General features: G+C 61.4%; 18 protein-coding genes. 6 read left to right on the forward strand and 12 right to left on the reverse strand.

Annotated features, from left to right (window positions below; translation table 11 throughout):
- Positions 1–6 precede the first annotated feature (6 nt).
- The 3 genes from Q4Q11_RS18585 to Q4Q11_RS18595 are packed head-to-tail and all read left to right on the forward strand — an operon-like array spanning position 7 to position 3,682.
- A complete protein-coding gene (locus Q4Q11_RS18585; protein ID WP_498570454.1) occupies positions 7–1,995 on the forward strand; it encodes a hydantoinase B/oxoprolinase family protein in 1,989 nt (662 codons plus the stop codon).
- Positions 1,992–2,315: a (2Fe-2S)-binding protein gene (locus Q4Q11_RS18590; protein ID WP_498570436.1), complete on the forward strand. Its 324-nt coding sequence runs from the start codon at positions 1,992–1,994 to the stop codon at positions 2,313–2,315. The genes Q4Q11_RS18585 and Q4Q11_RS18590 overlap by 4 nt, the downstream gene beginning before the upstream one ends.
- Positions 2,312–3,682 carry an FAD/NAD(P)-dependent oxidoreductase gene (locus Q4Q11_RS18595; RefSeq protein WP_498570437.1) on the forward strand — a complete coding sequence of 457 codons (1,371 nt, stop codon included), beginning with the start codon at positions 2,312–2,314 and terminating at the stop codon, positions 3,680–3,682. The genes Q4Q11_RS18590 and Q4Q11_RS18595 overlap by 4 nt, the downstream gene beginning before the upstream one ends.
- A gap of 31 nt (positions 3,683–3,713) precedes the next feature.
- On the opposite strand, the gene Q4Q11_RS18600 is transcribed toward Q4Q11_RS18595, so the two are convergent.
- Positions 3,714–4,622: a LysR family transcriptional regulator gene (locus Q4Q11_RS18600; protein ID WP_498570438.1), complete on the reverse strand. Its 909-nt coding sequence runs from the start codon at positions 4,620–4,622 to the stop codon at positions 3,714–3,716.
- A gap of 59 nt (positions 4,623–4,681) precedes the next feature.
- Positions 4,682–6,007, reverse strand: a complete 1,326-nt coding sequence (locus Q4Q11_RS18605; protein WP_498570439.1) for an NAD(P)/FAD-dependent oxidoreductase — start codon at positions 6,005–6,007, stop codon at positions 4,682–4,684.
- A gap of 225 nt (positions 6,008–6,232) precedes the next feature.
- Between Q4Q11_RS18605 and Q4Q11_RS18610 the strand changes: the two genes are divergently transcribed.
- The gene (locus Q4Q11_RS18610) at positions 6,233–6,709 is read left to right on the forward strand and encodes an Lrp/AsnC family transcriptional regulator (RefSeq protein WP_004112095.1); all 477 of its coding nucleotides are present in this window, start codon (positions 6,233–6,235) and stop codon (positions 6,707–6,709) included.
- A 23-nt stretch (positions 6,710–6,732) separates the two neighbouring features.
- Here the strand turns inward: Q4Q11_RS18610 and Q4Q11_RS18615 are convergent, their stop codons facing one another.
- From Q4Q11_RS18615 to Q4Q11_RS18645, 7 genes are all read right to left on the reverse strand, one after another.
- Entirely contained in the window at positions 6,733–8,388 is a 1,656-nt protein-coding gene (locus tag Q4Q11_RS18615) for an ABC transporter ATP-binding protein (RefSeq protein ID WP_498570440.1), read from the reverse strand.
- Between the two features lie 2 nt (positions 8,389–8,390).
- Positions 8,391–9,242: an ABC transporter permease gene (locus Q4Q11_RS18620; RefSeq protein WP_112509428.1), complete on the reverse strand. Its 852-nt coding sequence runs from the start codon at positions 9,240–9,242 to the stop codon at positions 8,391–8,393.
- Positions 9,239–10,189, reverse strand: a complete 951-nt coding sequence (locus Q4Q11_RS18625; RefSeq protein WP_112509426.1) for an ABC transporter permease — start codon at positions 10,187–10,189, stop codon at positions 9,239–9,241. The genes Q4Q11_RS18620 and Q4Q11_RS18625 overlap by 4 nt, the downstream gene beginning before the upstream one ends.
- Positions 10,190–10,283: 94 nt before the next feature.
- Positions 10,284–11,894 (reverse strand): ABC transporter substrate-binding protein, encoded by a 1,611-nt coding sequence (locus Q4Q11_RS18630; RefSeq protein WP_498570441.1) that lies wholly within the window; start codon positions 11,892–11,894, stop codon positions 10,284–10,286.
- A 64-nt stretch (positions 11,895–11,958) separates the two neighbouring features.
- Positions 11,959–12,675: an HAD-IA family hydrolase gene (locus Q4Q11_RS18635; protein ID WP_498570442.1), complete on the reverse strand. Its 717-nt coding sequence runs from the start codon at positions 12,673–12,675 to the stop codon at positions 11,959–11,961.
- Positions 12,676–12,905: 230 nt separating this feature from the next.
- A complete protein-coding gene (locus tag Q4Q11_RS18640) occupies positions 12,906–14,282 on the reverse strand; it encodes an aspartate aminotransferase family protein (RefSeq protein ID WP_498570443.1) in 1,377 nt (458 codons plus the stop codon).
- A gap of 13 nt (positions 14,283–14,295) precedes the next feature.
- Positions 14,296–15,135 (reverse strand): GNAT family N-acetyltransferase, encoded by an 840-nt coding sequence (locus tag Q4Q11_RS18645; RefSeq protein WP_498570444.1) that lies wholly within the window; start codon positions 15,133–15,135, stop codon positions 14,296–14,298.
- A gap of 324 nt (positions 15,136–15,459) precedes the next feature.
- On the opposite strand from Q4Q11_RS18645, the gene Q4Q11_RS18650 reads away from it, so the two are divergent.
- Together Q4Q11_RS18650 and Q4Q11_RS18655 are read left to right on the forward strand one after the other, a co-directional pair.
- A complete protein-coding gene (locus tag Q4Q11_RS18650) occupies positions 15,460–16,128 on the forward strand; it encodes a haloacid dehalogenase type II (protein ID WP_113214670.1) in 669 nt (222 codons plus the stop codon).
- A gap of 14 nt (positions 16,129–16,142) precedes the next feature.
- The gene (locus Q4Q11_RS18655; RefSeq protein WP_498570445.1) at positions 16,143–17,417 is read left to right on the forward strand and encodes an NAD(P)/FAD-dependent oxidoreductase; all 1,275 of its coding nucleotides are present in this window, start codon (positions 16,143–16,145) and stop codon (positions 17,415–17,417) included.
- Positions 17,418–17,507: 90 nt separating this feature from the next.
- On the opposite strand, the gene Q4Q11_RS18660 is transcribed toward Q4Q11_RS18655, so the two are convergent.
- From Q4Q11_RS18660 to Q4Q11_RS18670, 3 genes are read right to left on the reverse strand one after another with little or no spacing between them, the layout of a single operon-like run.
- Positions 17,508–18,965: an NAD-dependent succinate-semialdehyde dehydrogenase gene (locus Q4Q11_RS18660; RefSeq protein ID WP_498570446.1), complete on the reverse strand. Its 1,458-nt coding sequence runs from the start codon at positions 18,963–18,965 to the stop codon at positions 17,508–17,510.
- Positions 18,966–18,986: 21 nt separating this feature from the next.
- On the reverse strand, positions 18,987–20,027 hold the full coding sequence (locus Q4Q11_RS18665) for a tartrate dehydrogenase (RefSeq protein WP_498570447.1): 1,041 nt from the start codon (positions 20,025–20,027) through the stop codon (positions 18,987–18,989).
- Between the two features lie 11 nt (positions 20,028–20,038).
- Positions 20,039–21,502, reverse strand: a complete 1,464-nt coding sequence (locus Q4Q11_RS18670; protein ID WP_498570448.1) for an aldehyde dehydrogenase family protein — start codon at positions 21,500–21,502, stop codon at positions 20,039–20,041.
- Between the last annotated feature and the right edge of the window lie 135 nt (positions 21,503–21,637).

Genomic DNA, 21,637 nt, shown 5'->3' on the forward strand with positions numbered 1-21,637 from the left:
TGGCCCATGTTCGACCGTTCGAACCTTCAAGTGTTTGCCAACCATACCAGGGCTGCCGCCGAAAACATGGCCTATACGCTGCAGCGGACGGCGCATTCGGCCTTCGTCAAGGAGACGGAGGATTTCACCGTCATGCTGATCAATCGCAAAGGCGAAACCTTCGGCGTCCCGATGAGCCTTGGCGCGACATGGTATCCGGGGCTTACCTATACCCGGGCCATCGACATGATCGGGGATTACAAGCCGGGCGATGTGGCCTTTACCAACGATCCCTATTCCTGCTTCGTGGCTACCCACACACCGGACACGCACCTCTGGAAGCCGGTTTTCTACGACGGCGAGATCATCGCCTGGACCGGCGGGCACATCCACAACACCGACATGGGTGGTGCCGTGCCGGCATCCCTTTCGCGCGCATTGACGGAGATTCATCAGGAAGGCATTCGCTTTCCGCCGATGAAGCTGGTCAATGAGGGTGTCTTCGACGACGATATTCTGAAAATCATGACCACGAATGTCCGCAAACCCGATCTCAATATCGGCGACATCAAGGCGCTGGTCGGTGCACTGAATACTGGTGAGCGCAAGATCCTGGCCATGGTCGAAAAATTCGGCAAGCAGGCATTTCTCGAAGGAACCGAAGTGCTTGTGCAGCACGCCGAAGCGCAGGCGCGGGATATCCTGCGGGCAATGCCGGATGGTACTTGGGAATTCGTCGATTATGCCGACGAGGATTCCGTCGAGGCCAATCCATGCCGGCTGAAGCTGACGCTAACGATCAGGGGCGACGAGGCGATCCTCGATTTCACCGGATCCGATCCGCAGCTTGGATCGTCGCTCAACGTTCCCTCAGGCGGCGATCCGCGTCACACCATGCTGCTGGTCGGCGTCTATTATGTTCTCTATACGCTGAATCCCAAGATCCTGCTCAACACCGGGCTGACCCGTCCCTTCACCTGCATTGCGCCACAGGGGAGCGTTCTCAATCCAATATCGCCGGCGGCCGTCGGCATGCGTTCGCTCACCTGCGCGCGCTTGCGCTCCGTAATCTTCGGCGCCTTCTGCCAAGCGGTTCCTGAGTTGCTGCCGGCCGCGCCGGCCGGCAATAATTGTATCGTCAACGTCATGACCACGGACGAACGGACGGGCCGCAGCGTGATCGCCGCCGTCAATCCGGTAGTCGGCGGTGGCGGCGGGATGCCGCATCGCGACGGGACCAACGGTTCGGGTGCCGACGCCGCCTATCTGAAGAATACGCCGATCGAAATCACCGAAACCGAAGTGCCGATCGAATTCGTCAAATACGGGCTTGCCAAAGACAGCGGCGGTGCCGGCCGTTGGCGTGGGGGCCTTGCGACCGAGATGGCGTTCCGCGTGTTCGCGCCCGGAAGCCGGATCACGGCTCGCAACCGCGACCGCAGCTTCTTCCGCCCCTGGGGGCTGCTCGGCGGCAAGGCGGCAGGGCTCTCCGACATGGTATTGAATCCCGGGCGCGAGGATTATCGCCGGCTCGGCAATATCGATACCGCCGTTCTGCAGCCGGGAGACGTGCTCGAGATCCGCTCGGCCGGAGGCGGTGGCCGCGGAAACCCCTTGGAGCGCGAGGACTGGCGCGTGCTGCAGGATGTGGAGCGCGGCTATGTTTCCCTTGCCGCTGCCGAGCGCGACTACGGCGTCATCATCCGCAATGGCAAGGTGGACGAAGCCGAAACCTCCCGTCTCAGGTCATCGCGCACGGTTCCAACCGCCCACTTCCATTACGGCGAGGAGCGAGACGGTTACGAGGCGCAGTGGACATCAGCTGCCTATAATCTGCTCACGGATATTCTGGCCAGCCTTCCGATCCACTGGCGCTTCTTCACCAAGACGGAGATTTTTCGCCGAATGAAGGGACGCGCGGGCCATGAGGGCGTCGCCGCCGCTTTTGCCGATGTTCGCGCCCGGTTCCCGGAAATGCCTGAGGTTCGTCTTTCAATCAAAGAGGCGGCCGAATGAGACAGGACCTGCGTCCGGCCGGAGAAGCGGGGCGCATCGTCCGTCTCGCCGAACAGGGGCGGGCAGCCGTTCGCTTCCTGCTGGACGGCATGGAACGCGAAGCCTTGGCCGGTGACACGGTGCTGACGGCCATGCTGACTGTCTCACCGGTTCTTCGGCAATCCGAATTCGGGCCGGAAGGTCGGGCAGGCTTCTGCCTGATGGGAGCCTGTCAGGATTGCTGGGTCTGGCAGCAGGATGGAACCCGCTTGCGCGCCTGTTCGACCATCGTCTGCAACGGCATGTCCCTGATGACCCAGGCGCCGGGGGATTGGCCATGACGGTGGCGAATGACCAGAAGGCAACGGTGATTGTCGGGGCTGGCCCAGCGGGCATACGGGCAGCCGAGCTTCTGGTGGCTGCCGGTATCCGGCCCGTTATCATTGACGAAGGGATGAGGGCAGGCGGTCAGATATATCGCCGTCCCCCGGAGGGTTTTACCCGTTCGGCCGAGCAGCTTTACGGATCGGAAGCCGGCAAAGCCCTTGCCCTTCATTCGCTCTTCGATCGCATGGTGGAGCGCGGGGAAATCGAATACCATCCTCGAAGCTCCGCGATGGCTCTCGCCGCCAATGTGCTGCAGGTGCTGACGCCCACCGGCCGCCGGGAGTTCGCCTATAACAGGCTGATACTCGCAACCGGTGCGACCGACCGGCTGGTGCCGATACCCGGCTGGCAGGCGCCCGTCGTCTACAGTCTCGGGGCCGCGCAGATCGCGCTGAAGGCTCAAGGCGTCGCCCTGGGACGAAGGATCGTTCTGGCCGGCTCCGGGCCGCTGCTGACCCTCGTTGCGGTCCAGCTTCTGAAGGCCGGAGCGAATGTCGCAGCCGTTCTCGATACCTCTTCGCTTCGAAACCAGATCCTTGCCCTTCCAGGCATGATGGCAAGGCCTGTCCTGGTCCTGCAGGGGCTGGCGATGCGGATGAAGCTCGGCCGCTTATATCGCGCGGGCGTGACGCTGACGGATATCGTCAGCGAGGAGAGCGGCCCCGTGGCTGTTCGTTGGCGAGATGCTGCCGGGCGCGACCATCACACCGAATGCGATATGGTCGGCATCGGCTGGCATCTGAGAGCCGAAACGCAGCTTGCCGGGCTGGCTCAATGCAGGTTCGATTACGATACGGTTTGGACGCAATGGCTGCCGCAGGCGGATCGAATGGGCCGGTCCGCCGATGGCGTCTATCTTGCCGGCGATGGCTTGCGGCTTCTTGGCGCCGATGGCGCGGAAGTTGCAGGAAGGCTTGCCGCAAGCGCCTGTCTTGCCGATATGGGGTTGCCTTATCCCGATCCGGCACGGGATCTCCGGCGGCTCGCCCGCTACGAACGCTTTGCTCGCGCCATCGCCCGCGCCTTTCCCTGGCCAGCCGGCATGGTCCGATCTGTTCCCGATGAAACGATGGTCTGCCGCTGCGAAGGCATCAGCGCCGGCGATCTGCGCGAGAGTGTCGGCTACGCTGGGGGTGAAGCAAACCGGGTGAAGTCGATGGTGCGGGTGGGCATGGGACGGTGTCAGGGGCGGTTTTGTCAGCTCGCCGGCGCCGAGCTGATTGCGGAGCGTGCGAAAATCCCGGTTTGCGAGGTCGGTCGTCTGCGCGAGCAGGCGCCTGTCCGTCCGCTGCCGATCGGGTCCTGGATAAACGAAAGCTGACCGGACTCGCCTTGACCGTATGGGCGCGCTTTTACTCCGGCACGGCTTGGCCATCCTTCAGCGCGCCGGCACAGGCCTGGCGCAGATAGTCGCGCATTGTAAGGTGGCTGCCCGTCAGGGGACGGTCCCGGCTGGTCAGCAGGGCGATCGGGACCGTCTTTCGTGGCAGCAGCGGCCGGCGCACGAGGCCGGGAAACTGCTCCCATGGCAGCAAACCGTCCACGACCGCGACACCGAAGCCGTTGCGGACAAAAGGCAGGGCAGTAATGGAGATATCGATCTCGATCGCGGGATTGAACGATTGATTTTCCGTCGCTGCGGCATTGGCAAGCAGCTGGCCTGGGAATGTGTCGGCGCGGTAGGAGATCAGGGTTTCGTTCTGGAGATCGGCGAAGCCGATGCTATGGCGCGCGGCAAGATGATGCCCCTCCGGCACGATACAGATGAGTTCGGCATATCCGACCGTTTCGACATCGATGCCGGGCCGGGCGATGTTGTTCATGGCGATGCCGAGCGGAGCATCGCCATTGCGGATCATATCGACGACATTGACCAGCGGCGCGATCAGCGAGCGGACGACGATGTCCGGATAGGTGGTCCTGAAGGCGAGAAGCGCCTTGGGAACGATCGACATGGCGGGTGGCGTCGTTGCGGCGATCCGGATCAGCCCGGTCCGCCCAAAACGCATGTCGGTCGTTCGGCGTCGAAGCGCTCCGAGCTCGGAGAAGATGCGCTCAGCCTCCGGATATAGTTCTTCGGCTTCCCGTGTGGGAACCAGCTTGCCGCGCACGCGGTTGAAGAGTTTGAACCCCAGCTGGTCTTCGGCATGCAGCAGGATCTGGCTTAGCGCGGGCTGCGTGATGTTGAGCATGGCGGCAGCGCCGGTCACAGTCCCGGATCGCATGAGCATGCAGAAGACTTCGAGCTGACGGGCCTGCATCACGAAATTCCGTATTGTGCGGTTCGATAGTCGGCGAAGTCTATCACGGGCGGCCCATTTCAGAAGTCGGCCACCTTGCCCCACGCGGATTGCAGGAAGCGGTCTGGATGATAGGGTCTCGGATCGACTATAGGCGCGGCGCCGGTGACGATATCTGCGATCAGGTGGCCGGCTCCCGGGCCGATTCCGAAGCCGTGACCACTGAAACCGGCCGCCAGCACGAAGCCTGGAATAGTTGCGATTTCGCCTATGCCGGGCACGCCGTCTGGTGTCGAATCGATATAGCCGGCCCAGCTTGCGGTGATGCGGCGGCTTGCGATGGCAGGCAGCAATTCGCGCGCACGGTCATAGGTCAGCTGGATCGTGCCTTTGTCGACGGCCGGATCGAGAATACGCATCCGCTCCATCGGTGTCGGCCGGTCCAGGCGCCAGCGCGACAGGTTTTCGTGGCCGCTGCGAAAGCCCTCGAAGCCGCCGAGGGACAGAGCACGCCAGCGGCGAACGAACATGGGCAGAAACTGTGCTCCGAACCGTATGTTCTGCGGCGTAGGATCGACGCGGCCCCGCCCGCTGATTGCGAGCGTATGGCCGCCGTCGCCTCTGCGCGTAACGGAAACATAGGCGGTATGAAGGGCGTCCGGGAGCTCGCCGTCGCCGGGGCTGACGGAAAGGATCGATGAGCGGATCGACGCCTGCGGAAAACGAACACCAAGCTGACGGCAGAAGGACGAAGCCCAGGCACCGCCCGACAGGACGGCAATCTTGGTCTTGATCGTGCCTTCCTCTGTCACGACTGCGGAGAGCTTTCCGCCTTCGGTTTCTATGCCGCGCGCCGCACAATTCTGGCGCAGGCAGCCCCCCAGTTTCATCAGGGCGCGAGCGACCGCCGGGGCGGCGTTGGCGGGATCGGCAATGCCATCGGTCGGGGAAAAGACGCCGCCCTTCCAGCTGCGGCCGGTCGCCTTGCCGCGTTCGCTGGCCTGAGCGCTGTCGAGCATATGCGTGGTCACGCCGACGCCGCGGGCAAAGTCGCGCCAGCGGGTCCATCCGGCAAGCTCTTCTTCGCTGTTGCTCAGATAGAAGAGGCCGCAGCGGCGAAAGCCGGTTTCCTCTCCTGTTTCCGCCGCGAATCGGTCCCAGAGCTCGAGGCTTTTCGTCGCCATCGGCAGCTCGCGGGCGTCGCGGTTCTGCTGCCTGCACCAGCCCCAGTTGCGGCTGGACTGCTCGGCGCCGACGCGGCCCTTCTCGAGAAGGACGACCGAGAGGCCCCGCTTTGCCAGATAATAGGCCGCAAAAACGCCGACGATCCCGGCGCCGATGACGACGGCATCGGCAGAGGATGGCAATTCTGGGGAGTTATCGACAAGGGTGAGCTGTGCGGGCATGGATGCGGGTCTCCTATCGCACCGACAGCATAGCGAAATGACCGGACATGAGGCTGCCGCACAACCACGCCAAGCGGCATAAGATTCTGCTCATGACGAACCAAGCGGTTGATTGTGCTGGTTCGATTCATGCAGAATGAAATAGACAAGACGGGTCATGATGTTATGCTCGATCTTCGGAAATTCGCAGCATAAAATGCCGCCTGATGAAGGAAAGATTTGCCGATGAAGCTCGACCGTATCGACATCAAGATCCTGTACGAACTTCAGAAGAACGGCCGCATCACCAATGTCGAATTGGCGGAACTGGTCAACCTGTCGCCGAGCCCCTGTCTGATGCGGGTCAAGAAACTGCAACAGGAGGGCTATATCGAGGGATATTCGGCCCAGATCAATATCGGCAAACTGGGCCAGACACTGACCGTATTTACGGAAGTCACGCTCAAGAACCACCGGCAGATCGACTTTGCGCGTTTTCTCTCAGCGGTAGAGAAGGTCGATCAGGTCATCGAATGCCACCTCGTCTCAGGTGGCTACGATTATATGCTGAAGTTCGTGACGGCCGGTATCGGAGAATATCAGACGATCATGGAACGCCTGACCGACATGGATATCGGCATCGACAAGTATTTCAGCTTCGTGGTGCTCAAGTCGCCGATCGTAAAGGCGCATATGCCGTTGACCAGCCTGTTTCCCATGTAGAAGCGCCTTCGTGATAGGTCCGGCTAGGCATGGCCATATTCGCGCTTGAGCTCCGGATCCTGCACAAGATTGTCGAGCCAGGTCGGATCGAGCTTCGGAACGGACCCGAACAGCAGCTGAGAATAGGGGTGACGGGGCGCATTTGCTGCTTCGCGCGTGATCTGCTCCACTTTCTTTCCGCCATACATCACGACGATCTCGTCGCAGATCGCCTCGACAACCGAAAGATCGTGGCTGATGAAGATATAGGACAAATGCAGCTCACGCTGCAGTTCCTTGAGCAAGTCGATGATCGCCGCCGCAACGACGGTGTCGAGGGCGGATGTGATTTCATCGCAAATGATCAAGCGTGGCTCGGCGGCAAGCGCGCGGGCGAAATTCACGCGTTGCTTCTGTCCGCCCGATAATTCCGATGGATAGCGATAGCGAAGCGCGCGCGGCAATCGCACCATATCGAGCAATTCGTCGACTCTGACCGTTCGAGCCATGCGGTCCATACCATGATAAAACACCAAAGGCCGCTCGAGAATATCGGCGATCGATTTTGCCGGATTGAGCGCCGTGTCGGCATATTGAAAGACGATCTGCATTTCCCGCAGCTGATCGCGCGAACGCAATTTGGCGGCGCGGTTCATGTCGCTGCCGTTGAAGCCGATCGTGCCTGATACGGCCGGCAATATGCCGGCAATCGCCCGCGCAAGCGTCGACTTACCGCATCCGGATTCGCCGATAATGCCGAGATTCCTGCCCTTCTCGACCTCGAGGCTGACGGATTGAACCGCACAGACCGCGGGTAGGCCGTTGGCCTGGAGATCGCCATAGCCCGCCACGAGATTGTCGATCCTCAGCACAGATGCAGTCGTCCCATCCGTTTTGCCGTCGCGGATGGCCTGTTTCGGCTCGAACGCCGCCAGCAGCTCGCGCGTATAGGGATGGCTCGGCCGCGTCAGGATCGCTTCGGTTTTCGCTAGCTCCTGGATTTCGCCGCCCTTGAGGACGGCGATGCGGTCGGCGATTTGCGCGACGACCGCCAGATCATGTGACACATAGACGCCGGCAATGTCGCCGGCGCGGATGACGGATTTGAATGCCTTCAGCACATCGATCTGCGTCGTCACATCAAGTGCCGTCGTCGGTTCGTCGAAAATGACCAGCTTGGGCTCGCCGATCAGGGCCATGGCCGCCGCCAGCCGCTGCAGCTGGCCGCCGGAGACCTGATGCGGATATCGCTCGCCGATCGTCTCAGGATTCGGCAGCGACAGCGCCCGGAAGAGCTCGATGGCGCGCTTTCGCGCTTGTTCGGGGGCCATCAGCCGGTGAATGCGGGTGACCTCGATCACCTGCTCCATAATCTTCGTCGCCGGATTGAAGGCGGCGGCCGCACTTTGCGGAATATAGGCGACCGTGGTGCCGCGCACCTTCGAACGTCCGCTTTCGGAAAGGGCGGCCATGTCCTGTCCCTCGACCTCGATCGTGCCGCCCGAGATGCGACAGCCCTCGCGCGCATGCCCCATCAGCGTTAGCGCGATCGTCGTCTTGCCCGAGCCGCTTTCGCCGATGAGCGCGACAATCTCGCCCTTGGCGATATTGAAACTGACGCCCTTGATGATCTCGACGATGCGACCGGAGTCGGTCGTCGCCTCGACCTTCAGATTCTTGATTTCAACGAGATTGGTCATCGTCATGCGTTCCTGTCCCTGATCCTGCGCGGCAGATTGTCGATCAGCAGGTTGACGCTGATGGTGAGGCTGGCAATGGCAAAGGAGGGCACGATCACGGCCGGCGCGGCGAAGGGCAGGCCGCCGATGTTTTCGCGGACCAGGGCTCCCCAGTCGGCATAGGGCGGCTGCAGGCCGAGGCCGAGGAAAGAAAGACCGGACAACAGGAGAACGACGAAGACGAAGCGCAAACCGAAATCCGCCAGAACCGGGCGAATAATGTTCGGAAGAATTTCCGAGCCGATAATGTAGCCGACCCGCTCACCGCGGGTGCGGGCAACCGTGATGAAATCCATCGTGTTGATGTTGACGGCAAGCGCGCGGGCAAAGCGATAGGCGCCGGGCGTGTAGATGACGCCGAGCGTGATGATCAGCACCGGAATGGACGAGCCGACGGCGGCAACGACGACCAGGCCGAAAAGCTTGCTTGGAATGGAATTCAGGGCATCGAGAAACCGGCTCAGGATCGTGTCGAACCATCCGCCGACAACGGCCGCGATCATGCCGAGCGTCACGCCGCAAAAACAGCATAGCGTGACTGAAGCCAATGAAATGCCGACCGTATAGCGCGCGCCCATCAAAACGCGCGAGAACATGTCGCGGCCGAGGTAGTCCGAGCCGAGCCACAATTGCGGGCTTATCGGGCCGAAATAGTCGGTATCGACGATATCACCGACGGAGTATGGGGTAATATAGGGTGCGAACAATGCGACGATCGTCCAGCCAAGGATGATGGTGAATGCCACGATGCCGACGAGGCTGACATTATAGCCGAAAAGGGAAGGGGTGCGGGAAGCCAAGCTGTTCGTAGTCATCGCAGCCTCGGATTTGACAGGATTGCGACGATATCGGCGACGGTGATCAGCAGGAGATAACCAAGGCAGAAGATCATTGCGCAGCTCTGGATGAGCGGGAGATCGCGGGTCGCGACGGCGTCCACCATCAATTTGGCGATGCCCGGATAATTGAAGATGGTCTCCACGATGATCACGCCGCCGACGAGATAGGAGAGCGAAAGCGCGACCGCGTTGACGATCGGCCCCAGCGCATTGGGCAATGCGTGCCTGAACACCATGCGGCCGCGCGAGGCACCCTTGAGCAGGGCCATTTCCACATAGGGTGTCTTCAGCGTCTCGATCAGAGCCGCCCGTGTCATGCGGATCATCTGCGCCGATATGACGAAGGTCAGCGTAATGACCGGCATCGCATAGATTTTCAGAAGATCGAAGACCGTGTGCGCCTCGCTGACGGAAGACAGCGCCGGCAGCCAGCGTAGGTAGACGGCGAACAACAGCACGGCAAGCGTTGCGACCATGAATTCGGGCACCGATATGACACCGATGGACACGATCGTGACGATACGATCGTAATAGGAACCGCGAAGCATGGCCGAGGTAATGCCAAGCAGGAGCGCAAGCGGCACCGAGACGAGCGTCGTGATGGCGGCAAGCTCCAGCGTCGCCACCAGGCGGCGGCCGATCAGTTCCGCAACAGGCATATTGTTTGCGTAGGACGTGCCGAGATCGCCCTTCATCAGGCCCAGAAGCCATTGCAGAAACCGCAGGATCGCAGGTTCGTCGAGATGCATTGCCTTGCGCAGGCCGGCAACCGCTTCTGGCGTCGCCGCCTGGCCAAGCAGGATGGAGGCTGTGTCTCCCGGCAGCATGCTGGTTGCGAAAAAGACGGCAAACGACACGATCAGCAAGGTGATGACCGCGATGAAGAGCCTGTTTAGGACAAGTAGGGAGACCTCGGATCTCAAAAGCAATGCTCCTGCGGCGTTCAACGAAACGAATGGCGTTCGCGAGCGGAGATCCCCGGGCGGCTTTGCGCCGTCCGGGGAGGTTTAGCGGCCGCTAAGCATCGAGCCACAGATACTCCGCCATTGCGTAACCCATCATGCCACCGAGCGGGTTGGCTTCCAATCCGTGCACCTTGCTCGAAAGCGCATCCACATTCGAGATATAGGCCGGGATGATGGTACCGGCTTCTTCGGCAATCATCACCTGCATTTCGGCGTAGATCTGCTTGCGCTTGACCTGATCGAGCAAGCCGCGCGCTTCGATCAGCATCTTGTCGAATTTTTCCGACTTGTACTGGCTCTCGTTCCACGGTGCATTCGAAGCGTAAAGAAGCGAAAACAGAATGTCGGGCGTCGGGCGCGGATTGATGTTGCCGAAATGGATCGGTGCCTTCAGCCAGTAATTATCCCAATAGCCATCGGAGGGAACGCGCTGGACGTCGAGCTTCATGCCGATGTTCGCGCCGGCCGCCTGGATGATCATCGCCATGTCGATCGACGAGGTTGCTGCGTCGGAGGCGATCACCGGAATGGATTGTCCGAGCACGCCGGCCTTCTGGAAATGGAACTTGGCCTTGTCCGGATCGAAGGCCTTCGGCTTCAGATCGTTGTTGTGATAGATATTGGCCGGAGAAACGGGCTGGTCATTGGCGACTTCGCCAAGGCCGCGCAGGGCCGATTTGACGATCTGCTCGCGATTGACCAGTGACTTCATGCCATCGACGAAGTCCTTCTTGTTGCCCGGCGTCATGTCGAGGCGCATGTTGAGGTTGGTATAATTGCCGCTGGTCGTTTTCGACAGCGTAAAGCCCGACTGGCCGTCGATCAGCTTCATGGAGCGTGGATTGATCGAAGCGGCGTAGTGAATGTCGCCCGAAAGCAGTGCATTGACGCGGGCGTTGTCGTCGCTGATCGCAAAGAATTCAAAGGAGTCGAGATAGGGCTGCCCGGATTTCCAGTAGTTCTTGTTCTTCTCCACGACCGAACGGTTGCCTGGATCGAAGGTTTTGAGAACGAAGGCTCCGGTGCCGTTGCCTTTCGAGAAGTCGGTCGTGCCGTCGGCGACGACCATGAAGTGATGCAGGGCGAGAATGGTCGGCAGGTCGGCATTCGGATCGGCCAGGGTGATTTCGACCGTGGACTTGTCGATAGCCTTGAAACCGGTCATCTGCGCGGCAATCTTGGCGACCTTGGAGCCGACGCCAGGATCGAGATGGCGTTTGAGCGAGAAGACGACATCGTCGGCCGTCAGCTCCTTGCCGTCGTGGAATGTCACGCCTTTGCGCAGCTTGACCGTCCAGATCTTGGCGTCCTTGCTTTCGAAGCTTTCGGCGAGTTCCATCTGCGTCACGCCGGCCTTATCGATGAAGGTCAGGCGATTGTAGAGCGAACAGCAGCGCACGTAGTCCGTCGACAGGGATGCCTTGGCAGGGTCGAGTGTGTCGGCGGTCGAGGACGACCAGCCGGCCGCTTTCAGATTGCCGCCGGACTTGGGCGTGGCCGCGACCGCATTCGATGCCCGGCCGACCACCAGACCGCCCGCCGACAGGGCGACGCCGCCTGCCAGAAGCATGGTGAGAAGTTCGCGGCGGGTGGCGCCTCGACGGATGGCATTTTCGACCATTGCGTCATCCGAGGCAGTCCAGTTCATGATCTTGTCGTTCATGTCATTCCCCTTTTTTCTGGTTGGCAGTCTGCTTTTTGTTGGATGCGACGATGGTGCTGCCTGATCAGGCCGCCTGCGGCGCCCTCACGGCTTCGGCGAGCTCGGCCATGGATTTGAAGTGGAAGTCCGGCGTGGTGAATTCCGCCGGTTCGATCGTGCCGCCATAGCCGGCCTGCGCATGACGGCGCTCAATCCAGCAGTTCGTCATCCCCAATCGGCGTGATACGCCGATGTCGTGGTACTGGCTTTGCGCGACGTGAAGAATATCGTCCTTGCCGGCATTTTCGCCGGCCACGAAATCGAAAACCCTGTGAAAGAAGGCAGGGTCCGGCTTTTCGGTGCCGGTGTCGTCGGCGGTGAAGGCAGCATGGAAGGGATGTCCCAACTCCGCCGAAAAATGTTCGAAGGCCCAGCGACGGGCGTTCGTCATGGCGATAAGCCGATATTGGCGCGCAAGCTGCGCCAGGGTTTCGGCACTGTCGGGAAAGGCTTTCCATTGCCTGGCGGAATCGCGCAGGCGCCGACCGCAGGCCTCATCGGCCGGCAAACCGAGTTTCGGTGCGATGGCGAGATAGACGCGCACGAGGTCGTCGGGAAACAGATCCGCATCGTCGGCGTAGCGCGCGGCTCGATAGAGCGTCAGCGCCTCCTCGCCGTCGATCGTCACCTTCGCTTCAGCCGCAATTTCGCTAAGGCAGGTTTTCAGGCCGCCTTCGAAGTCGATGAGCGTTCCGACGACATCGAAGCTCATATATTTGAATTCTGCCAATGACTTGGTCATGTCTTACCCCAGTCTGCTTGCTGGCGGCACCGGGCGGCCGCCTTGCGGAAGAATATGCTGTTCCCAGGTCCGTTTGTTCTCTGACGCTCCCGAATTTGCCGGGATGGACCTTCATTGAAGACAAGTTTGGCACTTCGACCGCGCCGTTTGCGCCGAATCGGACTAGCGATGCGGCACAAAATTCTGAAAAACGCCTGCTCGCGGTATATCGGTCCTGGCCATTGGCCGGTTCAGTCCTTGAGCGCCCGGCGGACGTCGGGATCTTCGAGCGTCTGATCAAGCGTCCTTTCCGTTCGTTCGATAATCGCGTCGATATCGGCGTCCGTACAGCAAAGCGGCGGGGCATACCCCAAAACTCCGTTGGCGAAGGCGCGGACCACCAGGCCGTTTTCCCAGGCCCGGTCGAAAATCCGGCGCGACGGCTGAGCCTCCACAGGCAGCGGCGTCTTTGCGGCCTTATTCACGACCAGCTCGATCGCAGCCAGCATGCCGCGACCGCGGACGTCGCCCACCAGGGGATGGTCCCTCAAGCTTTCGAGGCCGGCCATCAGCCTCGCGCCGGCCTTTCTGCCGTTCTCGAGCAGGCCGGCTTCGTAAAGCTTCAATACTTCCAAGCCGACTGCCGCGCTGACGGGATGGGCGGAATAGGTGTAGCCGTGTCCAACGGCGGAGTTTCCTGCTCCATCGGCAATGACCTGATAGACGTGATCCGCCATGAAGACGGCGCCCATCGGGACATAGCCGGAGGTGAGCCCCTTCGCCGCGGTAATGAAATCGGGAACGATCTCGTCTTCGGAACAGGCAAAAAGCGGACCTGTCCGGCCGAAGCCGGTAATCACTTCGTCGGCGACGAAAAGAATGTCGAGCTCCTTGCAGAGATCCCGCATGGCCTTCATCCATCCCTTCGGCGGGACGATCACGCCGCCCGAACCCTGAATCGGTTCGGCATAGAAGGCCGCGACACGGTTTGCTCCGATCGCCTCGACCTTCGCCCTGAGTGCCGCAAGCGAAGCCTGGATGATGGCGTTCGCATCCTGTCCAACGGGATTGCGATAAGGATAGGGCGACGGAATCTTGTGCTGCCAGTCGAGCGGAACGCCGAAGCCGGCGTGGAAACTGGGCAGGGCGGTCAGCCCGGCGCCGACCGTCGAAGAGCCGTGATAGCCCTGCTCGATCGAGATGAACTGGTCGCGCTGCGGTTCGCCGCGCGCAAACCAATAGTACCGGATGAAGCGGACGGTACTGTCGATGGCATCCGAGCCGCCTAGCGTGAAATAGATGTGGTCGAGGTCGCCGGGGGCACGTTCGGCGAGCTCGGCGGCAAGGCGGATGGCCGATTCGCAGCCAAGGCCGAAATAGGCCGTCGCATAGGGAAGCTCGCGCATCTGGCGGGCCGCCGCCTCCACGATCGTTTCGTGACCGTAGCCGGCGTTGACGCACCAAAGTCCCGCGAAACCATCTATCAACTGCCGGCCCTGAGCATCGGTGATCGTCGCTCCCTTGGCGGATGAAAGCACCCGCACGCCTTGCTGCTCATGGCCGCGATAGGAGGCGACCGGATGCACCAGATGGGCGCGGTCGAGCTCGATGAGGGAATTGCTGTACATGTTCTTCTCCGAATCAGCCGAGTGCCTGGTTGGCGAGGGCGAAAGTGGTGACGGTCGAGGAATTGCTGCGCTTGATAACGGGGTTCGCCATGGTGATGCCGCCACCGACATGGACAAGCGAATGGCGGGCGAGCCATGGCCCAAGACCGGTTTCCGCGCCGGTGTCGACACGCAGGAACGCGCCGGTTTTCCGGCTCATGAAGTGGGACAGCAGCGATTTCGCATCTTCGATGTCCGGGGCGACGACCGGTCCCACGACCTCGCCTCGGCCGAAGGGACGAAGGCAGGCGAAGGCGGTGACTTTACCGTTGCGGCGGATGATTGCGAATTCACCCAGATCCGCAAATCGCGCGATAAGAGCGGAGCGGTCAGCGCCGAAAGCTTCGCGGTCGAGCGCTGTAATGGCCGCGATATCGGCGTTGGTCGCTACTTCGGTATTTCCCCGTTTTTCGGTTGGCGTGACAGGACCTTGGTGTTGAACGACGGCGCCGGTCTGGCGAAAGCCCAGCTTTTCATAGAGGGGCAGGCCATCGGCCGTCGCGATGAGACGCAGGGGGCGATTATCCGCGAGAGCCAAGACGGCCTCCATGAGACGGCGTCCCAGCCCGCGCCCGCGCATGCTTGCAGCGACGATCACCATGTTGATCGTGGCGCAGTCCGTTTCGTAAGGTGTCAGGAGCGTGGTGCCGACGACCTCGTCATCAGCGGCGATCGCAACGACACCTTTGCTGAGGTCCAGGGCGACTTTCCAATCCTCCGGGCGATGAGGCCAGCCGGCCTCCTGCGACAGGCGGACGGCAGCGTCCAAATGTTCGGGACCGAAAGGCCTGATTTCTATCTGTCGCTCCTGCATGGCGCTCCTCGCATTTCTTTTGTCCAAGTGTCGGAGCGTCGGTGCCGGAAGATTCTCTGAAGGCGATGTCCTTGACGGTATCTTTCGCCGTAGCTGCTTACCCTTGCCGCATGTTATGCCGTCACCTTGCCGACGGCGGTCGCGAAAGTGGGAGCGAAAGGCGTCTTCGCCGGTCGTCCCTGCAAGCAAATGCCAAACGGACGCCGCTATACGAAACTTTCTGCTCCGAACCGCGCAAAATCAGTGGGCTCACGCGCCGAAAGCAATCCTATTATCGTGTTCTCCACCAATCGCCTCGAGGGGCAGCACGTAAGGACGAAGCGCATGGCCACCTTCCGCCCGAAATATATTACCTTCGATTGCTACGGCACGCTGACCAATTTCCAGATGGCGGAAGCTGCCCGTGACCTTTATGGCGATCGTCTCGATGAACAGGCCATGCTGCAGTTCATCAAGAATTTCGCTGCCTACCGGCTCGACGAGATCATGGGGGACTGGAAGCCTTACGCGGAAGTCGTGCATAATTCGCTCGAGCGGACCTGCAAGCGCAACGCTGTCGCTTTCAAGGAAGAAGACGCCAGGATGGTTTACGAGCGCGTCCCCACCTGGGGGCCGCATGCCGACGTTCCGGTGGGCCTTGCCAAGGTGGCGAAGGAAATTCCGCTCGTCATCCTGTCGAACGCGATGAATAGCCAGATCATGTCAAATGTCGCAAAGCTCGGCGCGCCCTTCCATGCCGTCTACACGGCAGAGCAGGCCAATGCCTATAAGCCTCGCTTCCAGGCCTTCGAATATATGTTCGACATGCTGGGCTGCGGCCCGGAGGACATCCTGCACTGCTCGTCTTCCTTCCGCTATGACCTCATGTCGGCTCATGACCTCGGCATCAAGAACAAGGTCTGGGTCAATCGTGGCCACGAACCCGCCAATCCCTATTACGGCTATGTCGAGATCGCCGACATTTCCGGTCTGCCCGGCGTCGTGGGGCTCTGAGAAAGGGCAGCCAGATGAAATATTCCTCCTATTGGCACGATACGGCGCCACGCTTCGAGGGTGCGGCTGCCGGCCCGATCGAAGGCCACTATGACGTCGTCGTCGTGGGTGGCGGCTTCACCGGGCTTGGCGCTGCCCGCCAGCTCGCTATCGCTGGCGCGAAGGTCCTGGTTCTGGAGGCCGAGACCGTCGGTTTCGGGGCGTCCGGGCGCAATGGCGGCCATCTGAACAATGGCCTGGCGCATAGTTACATTGCGGCAAAGGCGGAGTTGGGCAAGGAGCGGGCCATCGCGCTCTATCATGCGTTGGACGCTTCGATCGACACGCTCGCAACTATCATCGCGGAAGAAGGGATCGACTGCAATTTCCGTCGCGCGGGCAAGCTGAAGCTTGCCTCCAAGCCGCAGCATTTCGAGGGCCTGGCCAGGAATTTCGAGGCGGTGCATGCCGAAGTCGATCCCGATACCGCGCTGCTGTCCGCCACCGATCTCAAGGATGAGATCGGTTCGCCGTTTCATGGCGCGATGCTCTCGAAGAAGAGCGCCATGATGCATATGGGCCGCTATGTCGTCGGTTTGGCCGAGGCGGCAAGGAGACGCGGCGCGGTCATCGTGGAAGGCGCCGCCGTGACGGAACGCAGCCAGGCCGGCGGCAGGCACGTGCTGAAGACCAGCAAAGGCACCGTTACGGCAGATCAGGTCATGATCGCGACCGGCGCTTATACGACAGCCAATTTCAGTTACTTCCGCCGCCGGATCATGGCGGTCGGCAGTTTCATCGTCGCGACCCGGCCGTTGACGGACGGAGAAGTTGCCTCGGCAATGCCGGGCAACCGCACTTGCGTGAACACGATGAACATCGGCAACTACTGGCGCCTGTCACCCGACAACCGGCTGATCTTCGGAGGGCGTGCCCGCTTCTCCGCGACGTCGGACCAGCGCTCCGACGCCAGGAGCGGCGCGATCCTTCGCGAAAGCCTCGCCCGCATATTTCCCCAGCTCGCCGGGGTCGAGATCGATTACTGCTGGGGCGGTCTCGTCGATATTACCAAGGATCGCTATCCGCGTGCCGGGTATCATGACGGCATCTGGTACGCCATGGGCTATTCCGGTCACGGCGCGCAGCTTTCCACGCATCTCGGCATGACGATTGCCGATGCGATCCTGGGAAGACCCGATCGCAATCCGCTCAAGGGGCTCGATTGGCCGGCCGTTCCCGGCCATTTCGGCAAGCCGTGGTTCCTGCCCTTGGTCGGCCTGTATTACAAGACGCTCGACAGATTTCAGTGATATCGGCCGACGGCGGGCTTTGACGACATCATCAACGCAAAAAGAAAGGGATCGCGTTTGCGACCCCTTTTCAGTCTGAGACGCGACAACTCAGTTGAGGCCGCCGATATGGAAGGCCTTTGTTTCCAGATACTCCTCAATGCCGAGCTGCGAGCCTTCGCGCCCGAGGCCCGATTGCTTGACGCCGCCGAACGGTGCAACTTCGGTGGAGATCAAGCCGGTATTGAGGCCAACCATGCCGAATTCGAGCGCTTCGCCCACTCTCCATGCGCGCTTCAGGCTCTCGGTGTAGAAATAGGCCGCAAGCCCGTATGGCGTGCCATTGGCAATAGCGATCGCCTCTTCTTCCGTCTCGAAGCGGAAGAGCGGCGCGACCGGTCCGAAGGTCTCCTCGGCGGCGAGTTGCATGCCGGTGGTGGCCCCGGTCAGGACGATCGGCGCGGTATATTGCGGACCGGCCGGCAGGTCTCGCCTGGCTGTGACGATCGTTGCGCCCTTTGAAAGCGCATCGCCGACATGGCGGTTGATCTTGGCGATCGCCGCCTCGTTGATCATCGGACCGATCGCAACGCCGGCTTCGGTGCCCGGACCGACCTTCATGGCATCGACGCGGGCGGCTAGCTTCTTGGCGAAAGCATCGTAGACGCCGGCCTGGACCAGGATGCGGTTGGCGCAAACGCAGGTCTGACCGCCGTTGCGGAACTTGGAGACGATCGCTCCCTCCACCGCAAGGTCGAGATCCGCGTCGTCGAAGACGATGAAGGGAGCATTGCCGCCGAGCTCCAGGGAAAGCCGCTTGATGCTGCTGGCTGCTCCGCGCATCAGCAGCGAGCCGACGGGTGTAGAGCCGGTGAAGGAAATCTTGCGCACGGTCGGGTTGGCAAGAATCTCAGCGCCGATCTCGGATGGCATGCCGGTGACGATATTGATGATCCCGGCTGGTATCCCAGCCATTTCTGCAAGCACGCCGAGCGCCAGGGCCGAGTAGGGGGTGAATTCGGAGGGCTTCACCACGACCGTGCAGCCGGCCGCAAGCGCCGGCGCAAGCTTGCGCGTGATCATCGCATTCGGGAAATTCCAGGGTGTGATGATGCCGCAAACGCCGACAGGCTCCTTGAGCACAACGATGCGGCGGTCTGGTGTCGGCGAGGGAATGGTCTGGCCGCCGATGCGGCGGGCTTCTTCGGCGAACCATTTGACGAAGGAGGCGCCATAGCGGATTTCGCCACGGGCTTCATCAAGCGGCTTGCCCTGTTCGACCGTCAGGATCAGCGCGAGATCATCGATATGCTCGAGCATCAGATCATGCCAGGCTTCGAGCCGCGCCGCGCGCTCTGCATGGGTGCGCTTCTTCCAGGGGCCATAGGCTGCCTCGGCGGCTTCGATTGCCGCGCGGGTCTCATCGCCGCCCATGTCCGGCACGGTTCCGATGACGGCCTGCGTGGCCGGATCGACAACGGCAACCGTCTTGCCCGAACGGGCGGAAAGCCAGTCGCCACCGATCAGTGCCTGCTCACGGAACAGGGATGACAATTTCAGATTTTGCACGTTCGGATCCTCGATGAGACTTCAGATTGCTGCGAGCAACGCGGCCGTGATCGCGTCGGTCCGGTCTTTGCCCGGGACCGTGCCGATGCCGCTTGCGGTTGTCGCCTCGATCGCCGCCATGACGGCATTTGCCGCGGCCCGCTCGCCCAGATGCTCGAGCATCATGGCGCCGGACCACACAGTTGCGATCGGGTTGGCGATGCCGAGATGGGCAATATCGGGCGCTGACCCATGCACGGGTTCGAACATCGAGGGAGCGCTCCGCTCCGGGTTGATATTGGCCGATGCCGCGAAACCGAGACCGCCCTGGATCGCTGCGCCGAGATCCGTGAGGATGTCGCCGAAGAGGTTGGATGCGACGACCACGTCAAGGCTTTCCGGCGCCATCACCATGCGGGCCGCCATGGCATCGATGTGATAGCTCGTGACCTCGACATCCGGATAATCCTGCGCGAGCTGCCGGGTAATTTCGTCCCAGAAGACCATCGAATGCTTCTGGGCATTGGATTTCGTCACCGAAGCGAGCTTGCCGCGCCGGGTCCTTGCCTGCTCGAAGGCGAAACGCAGGATGCGTTCGACACCCTTGCGAGTGAAGATCGACGTCTCGACCGCGACTTCGTCTGATGTGCCCTGATGAATGCGGCCGCCGGCGCCGGAATATTCGCCCTCGGTATTTTCGCGAATGCAGAGAATGTCGAAGGCGGTAGCCTTGAGCGGCCCCTGGACACCTGGCAGCAGGCGGTGCGGGCGAATGTTGGCATATTGCACGAAGTTCTTGCGGATCGGCAGCAGCAGTCCGTGCAGAGACACCGAATCCGGCACCTCGGCCGGCCAGCCGACGGCTCCGAGCAGGATGGCATCGAAACCGCGCAGCGCCTCGATGCCATCGGCGGGCATCATGATGCCGGTTTCCTTGTAGAAGGCGCAGGACCAAGGAAATTCAGTGCCGTCGAGCGTGAAGCTGCCGGCGCCTGCCGCCTTTTGCAGAACCGACCAAGCGGCGGCGGTCATGTCGCGACCGATGCCGTCACCCGGGATCAATGCGATCTTGTAGGTTTTCATGTTCAGTGTCCTCAAAGACTGATCAAAACGCTCTTGCTCTTGCGATTGGCCTGGAATGCCTCCCGGCCGAGATCCTTGCCGATACCGGACTGCTTGTAGCCACCGGTCGGCAGGATGTGGTCGCGTGAGCGGCTATAGCGGTTGACCCAGATGGTGCCGGCTTGCAGACGGCGGGTCAGCCGGATGGCGCGCGAGAGGTCGCGGGTGAAGAGGCCTGCGGCGAGCCCATAGCTCGGATGGTCGGCAAGCTGCAGGGCTTCCTCTTCGTCGTCGAATGTCTGGAGCGTCAGCACCGGGCCGAAGATCTCCTCGATGATGGCCGGAGAATTCCGATCGACCCCGGCTATCAGTGTCGGAGCGTAGAAATAGCCCGGTGCGTCCATGCGCGTGCCGCCTGCAAGGCATTCTCCGCCGGCTTCGACAGTGGCGGAGACGATCGCATCGATACGCTGTCTCTGCTTTTCCGAAATGATGGGGGAGTAGCGGCTTGCGGCATCCCAGGTAGGACCGGGGACAACGCCCCTCATCCGATTCCGGATGGCCTCGATCAGTTCGGCCGCTATCCTTTTCTCGACGATCAGCCGCGATCCGGCCACGCAGGCCTGGCCGGCATTGCCGATGATGCTGGCCGCGACGGCCGCGGCGGCCTTGTCGAGGTCCGCATCGGCAAAGACGATCTGGGGGCTCTTGCCGCCAAGCTCAAGCGTCATCGGCTTGACGCCTGTGCGGGCGATGTTCTCCATGATGGCCGATCCAGCTCGGGTCGAGCCGGTAAAGCTGATCTTGGCGATATTGGGATGGCCAGTCATCGCTTGGCCGGTCGTTGCGCCATCACCCAGCACCACATTGATCAGGCCGGCCGGAAGGCCGGCACGCACGGCGAGCTGAGCCAAATAGATGGATGAAAACGGCGTCATTTCGGACGGCTTCAGGACAACGGCGTTTCCGGCGGCCAGCGCCGGTGCGAGTTTCCAGGCGGCCATGTTGACCGGAAAATTCCAGGGCGTGATAGCGCCCACCACCCCATAGGGCTCGGTCATGATCATGCCGAGATTGCCGTCGTCGGTCGGCACGAGATCGCTGCCTTCCTTGTCGGCGAATTCGGCAAAGAAGCGGATCTGCTCTGCCGAAATCGCGATGTCGCCCTCGACAAGCTGGCCTACGGGCCGCGTCGAAGCGACCGCTTCCAGCCGGGCCAGCCTTTCGGCCTCCTCTTCGATGAGATCGGCCCAGCGATGAAGCACGTTCAGGCGCTCGCGCGGGCGCACGCCACCCCAGTTGCTTTCCTTCAACGCGGCCTTGGCCGTCTGTACAGCCTGATCGACAACGGAGGCGTCCGCGACCGGGCATTCGGCATAGGCCTTGCCATCGGAGGGACGGTGCATCGGAATGACCCCGTCCGCAGCACGGAAGTTGCCGCCGATAAAATGTCCGACGGGAAGTGAAAGACTGTCGGGATCGAAGCTCAGGTCCATAATGATACCTCCGGTCAATTTACCGAGATGCTATAGGATCGGCGAAGTAGCTTGGTCCGATCGCATCGGCTGCCACGGCGGAAAAACCTGTTTTGGGGCGGTCCGGCAGCGTAATCTTTGGCCGGGCCGGATGCG

Source organism: Rhizobium sp. UFLA01-1127 (assembly GCF_059803845.1).

Bases quoted from the DNA above. Each gene is read 5' to 3' on its own strand.
- Q4Q11_RS18590 (WP_498570436.1), top strand. From the start codon at position 1,992: ATGAGACAGGACCTGCGTCCGGCCGGAGAAGCGGGGCGCATCGTCCGT.
- Q4Q11_RS18650 (WP_113214670.1), top strand. From the start codon at position 15,460: ATGGCCACCTTCCGCCCGAAATATATTACCTTCGATTGCTACGGCACG.
- Q4Q11_RS18665 (WP_498570447.1), bottom strand. From the start codon at position 20,027: ATGAAAACCTACAAGATCGCATTGATCCCGGGTGACGGCATCGGTCGC.
- Q4Q11_RS18645 (WP_498570444.1), bottom strand. From the start codon at position 15,135: ATGCAGGAGCGACAGATAGAAATCAGGCCTTTCGGTCCCGAACATTTG.
- Q4Q11_RS18630 (WP_498570441.1), bottom strand. From the start codon at position 11,894: ATGAACGACAAGATCATGAACTGGACTGCCTCGGATGACGCAATGGTC.
- Q4Q11_RS18605 (WP_498570439.1), bottom strand. From the start codon at position 6,007: ATGCCCGCACAGCTCACCCTTGTCGATAACTCCCCAGAATTGCCATCC.
- Q4Q11_RS18615 (WP_498570440.1), bottom strand. From the start codon at position 8,388: ATGACCAATCTCGTTGAAATCAAGAATCTGAAGGTCGAGGCGACGACC.
- Q4Q11_RS18670 (WP_498570448.1), bottom strand. From the start codon at position 21,502: ATGGACCTGAGCTTCGATCCCGACAGTCTTTCACTTCCCGTCGGACAT.
- Q4Q11_RS18640 (WP_498570443.1), bottom strand. From the start codon at position 14,282: ATGTACAGCAATTCCCTCATCGAGCTCGACCGCGCCCATCTGGTGCAT.
- Q4Q11_RS18600 (WP_498570438.1), bottom strand. From the start codon at position 4,622: ATGCAGGCCCGTCAGCTCGAAGTCTTCTGCATGCTCATGCGATCCGGG.
- Q4Q11_RS18610 (WP_004112095.1), top strand. From the start codon at position 6,233: ATGAAGCTCGACCGTATCGACATCAAGATCCTGTACGAACTTCAGAAG.
- Q4Q11_RS18595 (WP_498570437.1), top strand. From the start codon at position 2,312: ATGACGGTGGCGAATGACCAGAAGGCAACGGTGATTGTCGGGGCTGGC.
- Q4Q11_RS18620 (WP_112509428.1), bottom strand. From the start codon at position 9,242: ATGACTACGAACAGCTTGGCTTCCCGCACCCCTTCCCTTTTCGGCTAT.
- Q4Q11_RS18635 (WP_498570442.1), bottom strand. From the start codon at position 12,675: ATGACCAAGTCATTGGCAGAATTCAAATATATGAGCTTCGATGTCGTC.
- Q4Q11_RS18585 (WP_498570454.1), top strand. From the start codon at position 7: ATGTTCGACCGTTCGAACCTTCAAGTGTTTGCCAACCATACCAGGGCT.
- Q4Q11_RS18655 (WP_498570445.1), top strand. From the start codon at position 16,143: ATGAAATATTCCTCCTATTGGCACGATACGGCGCCACGCTTCGAGGGT.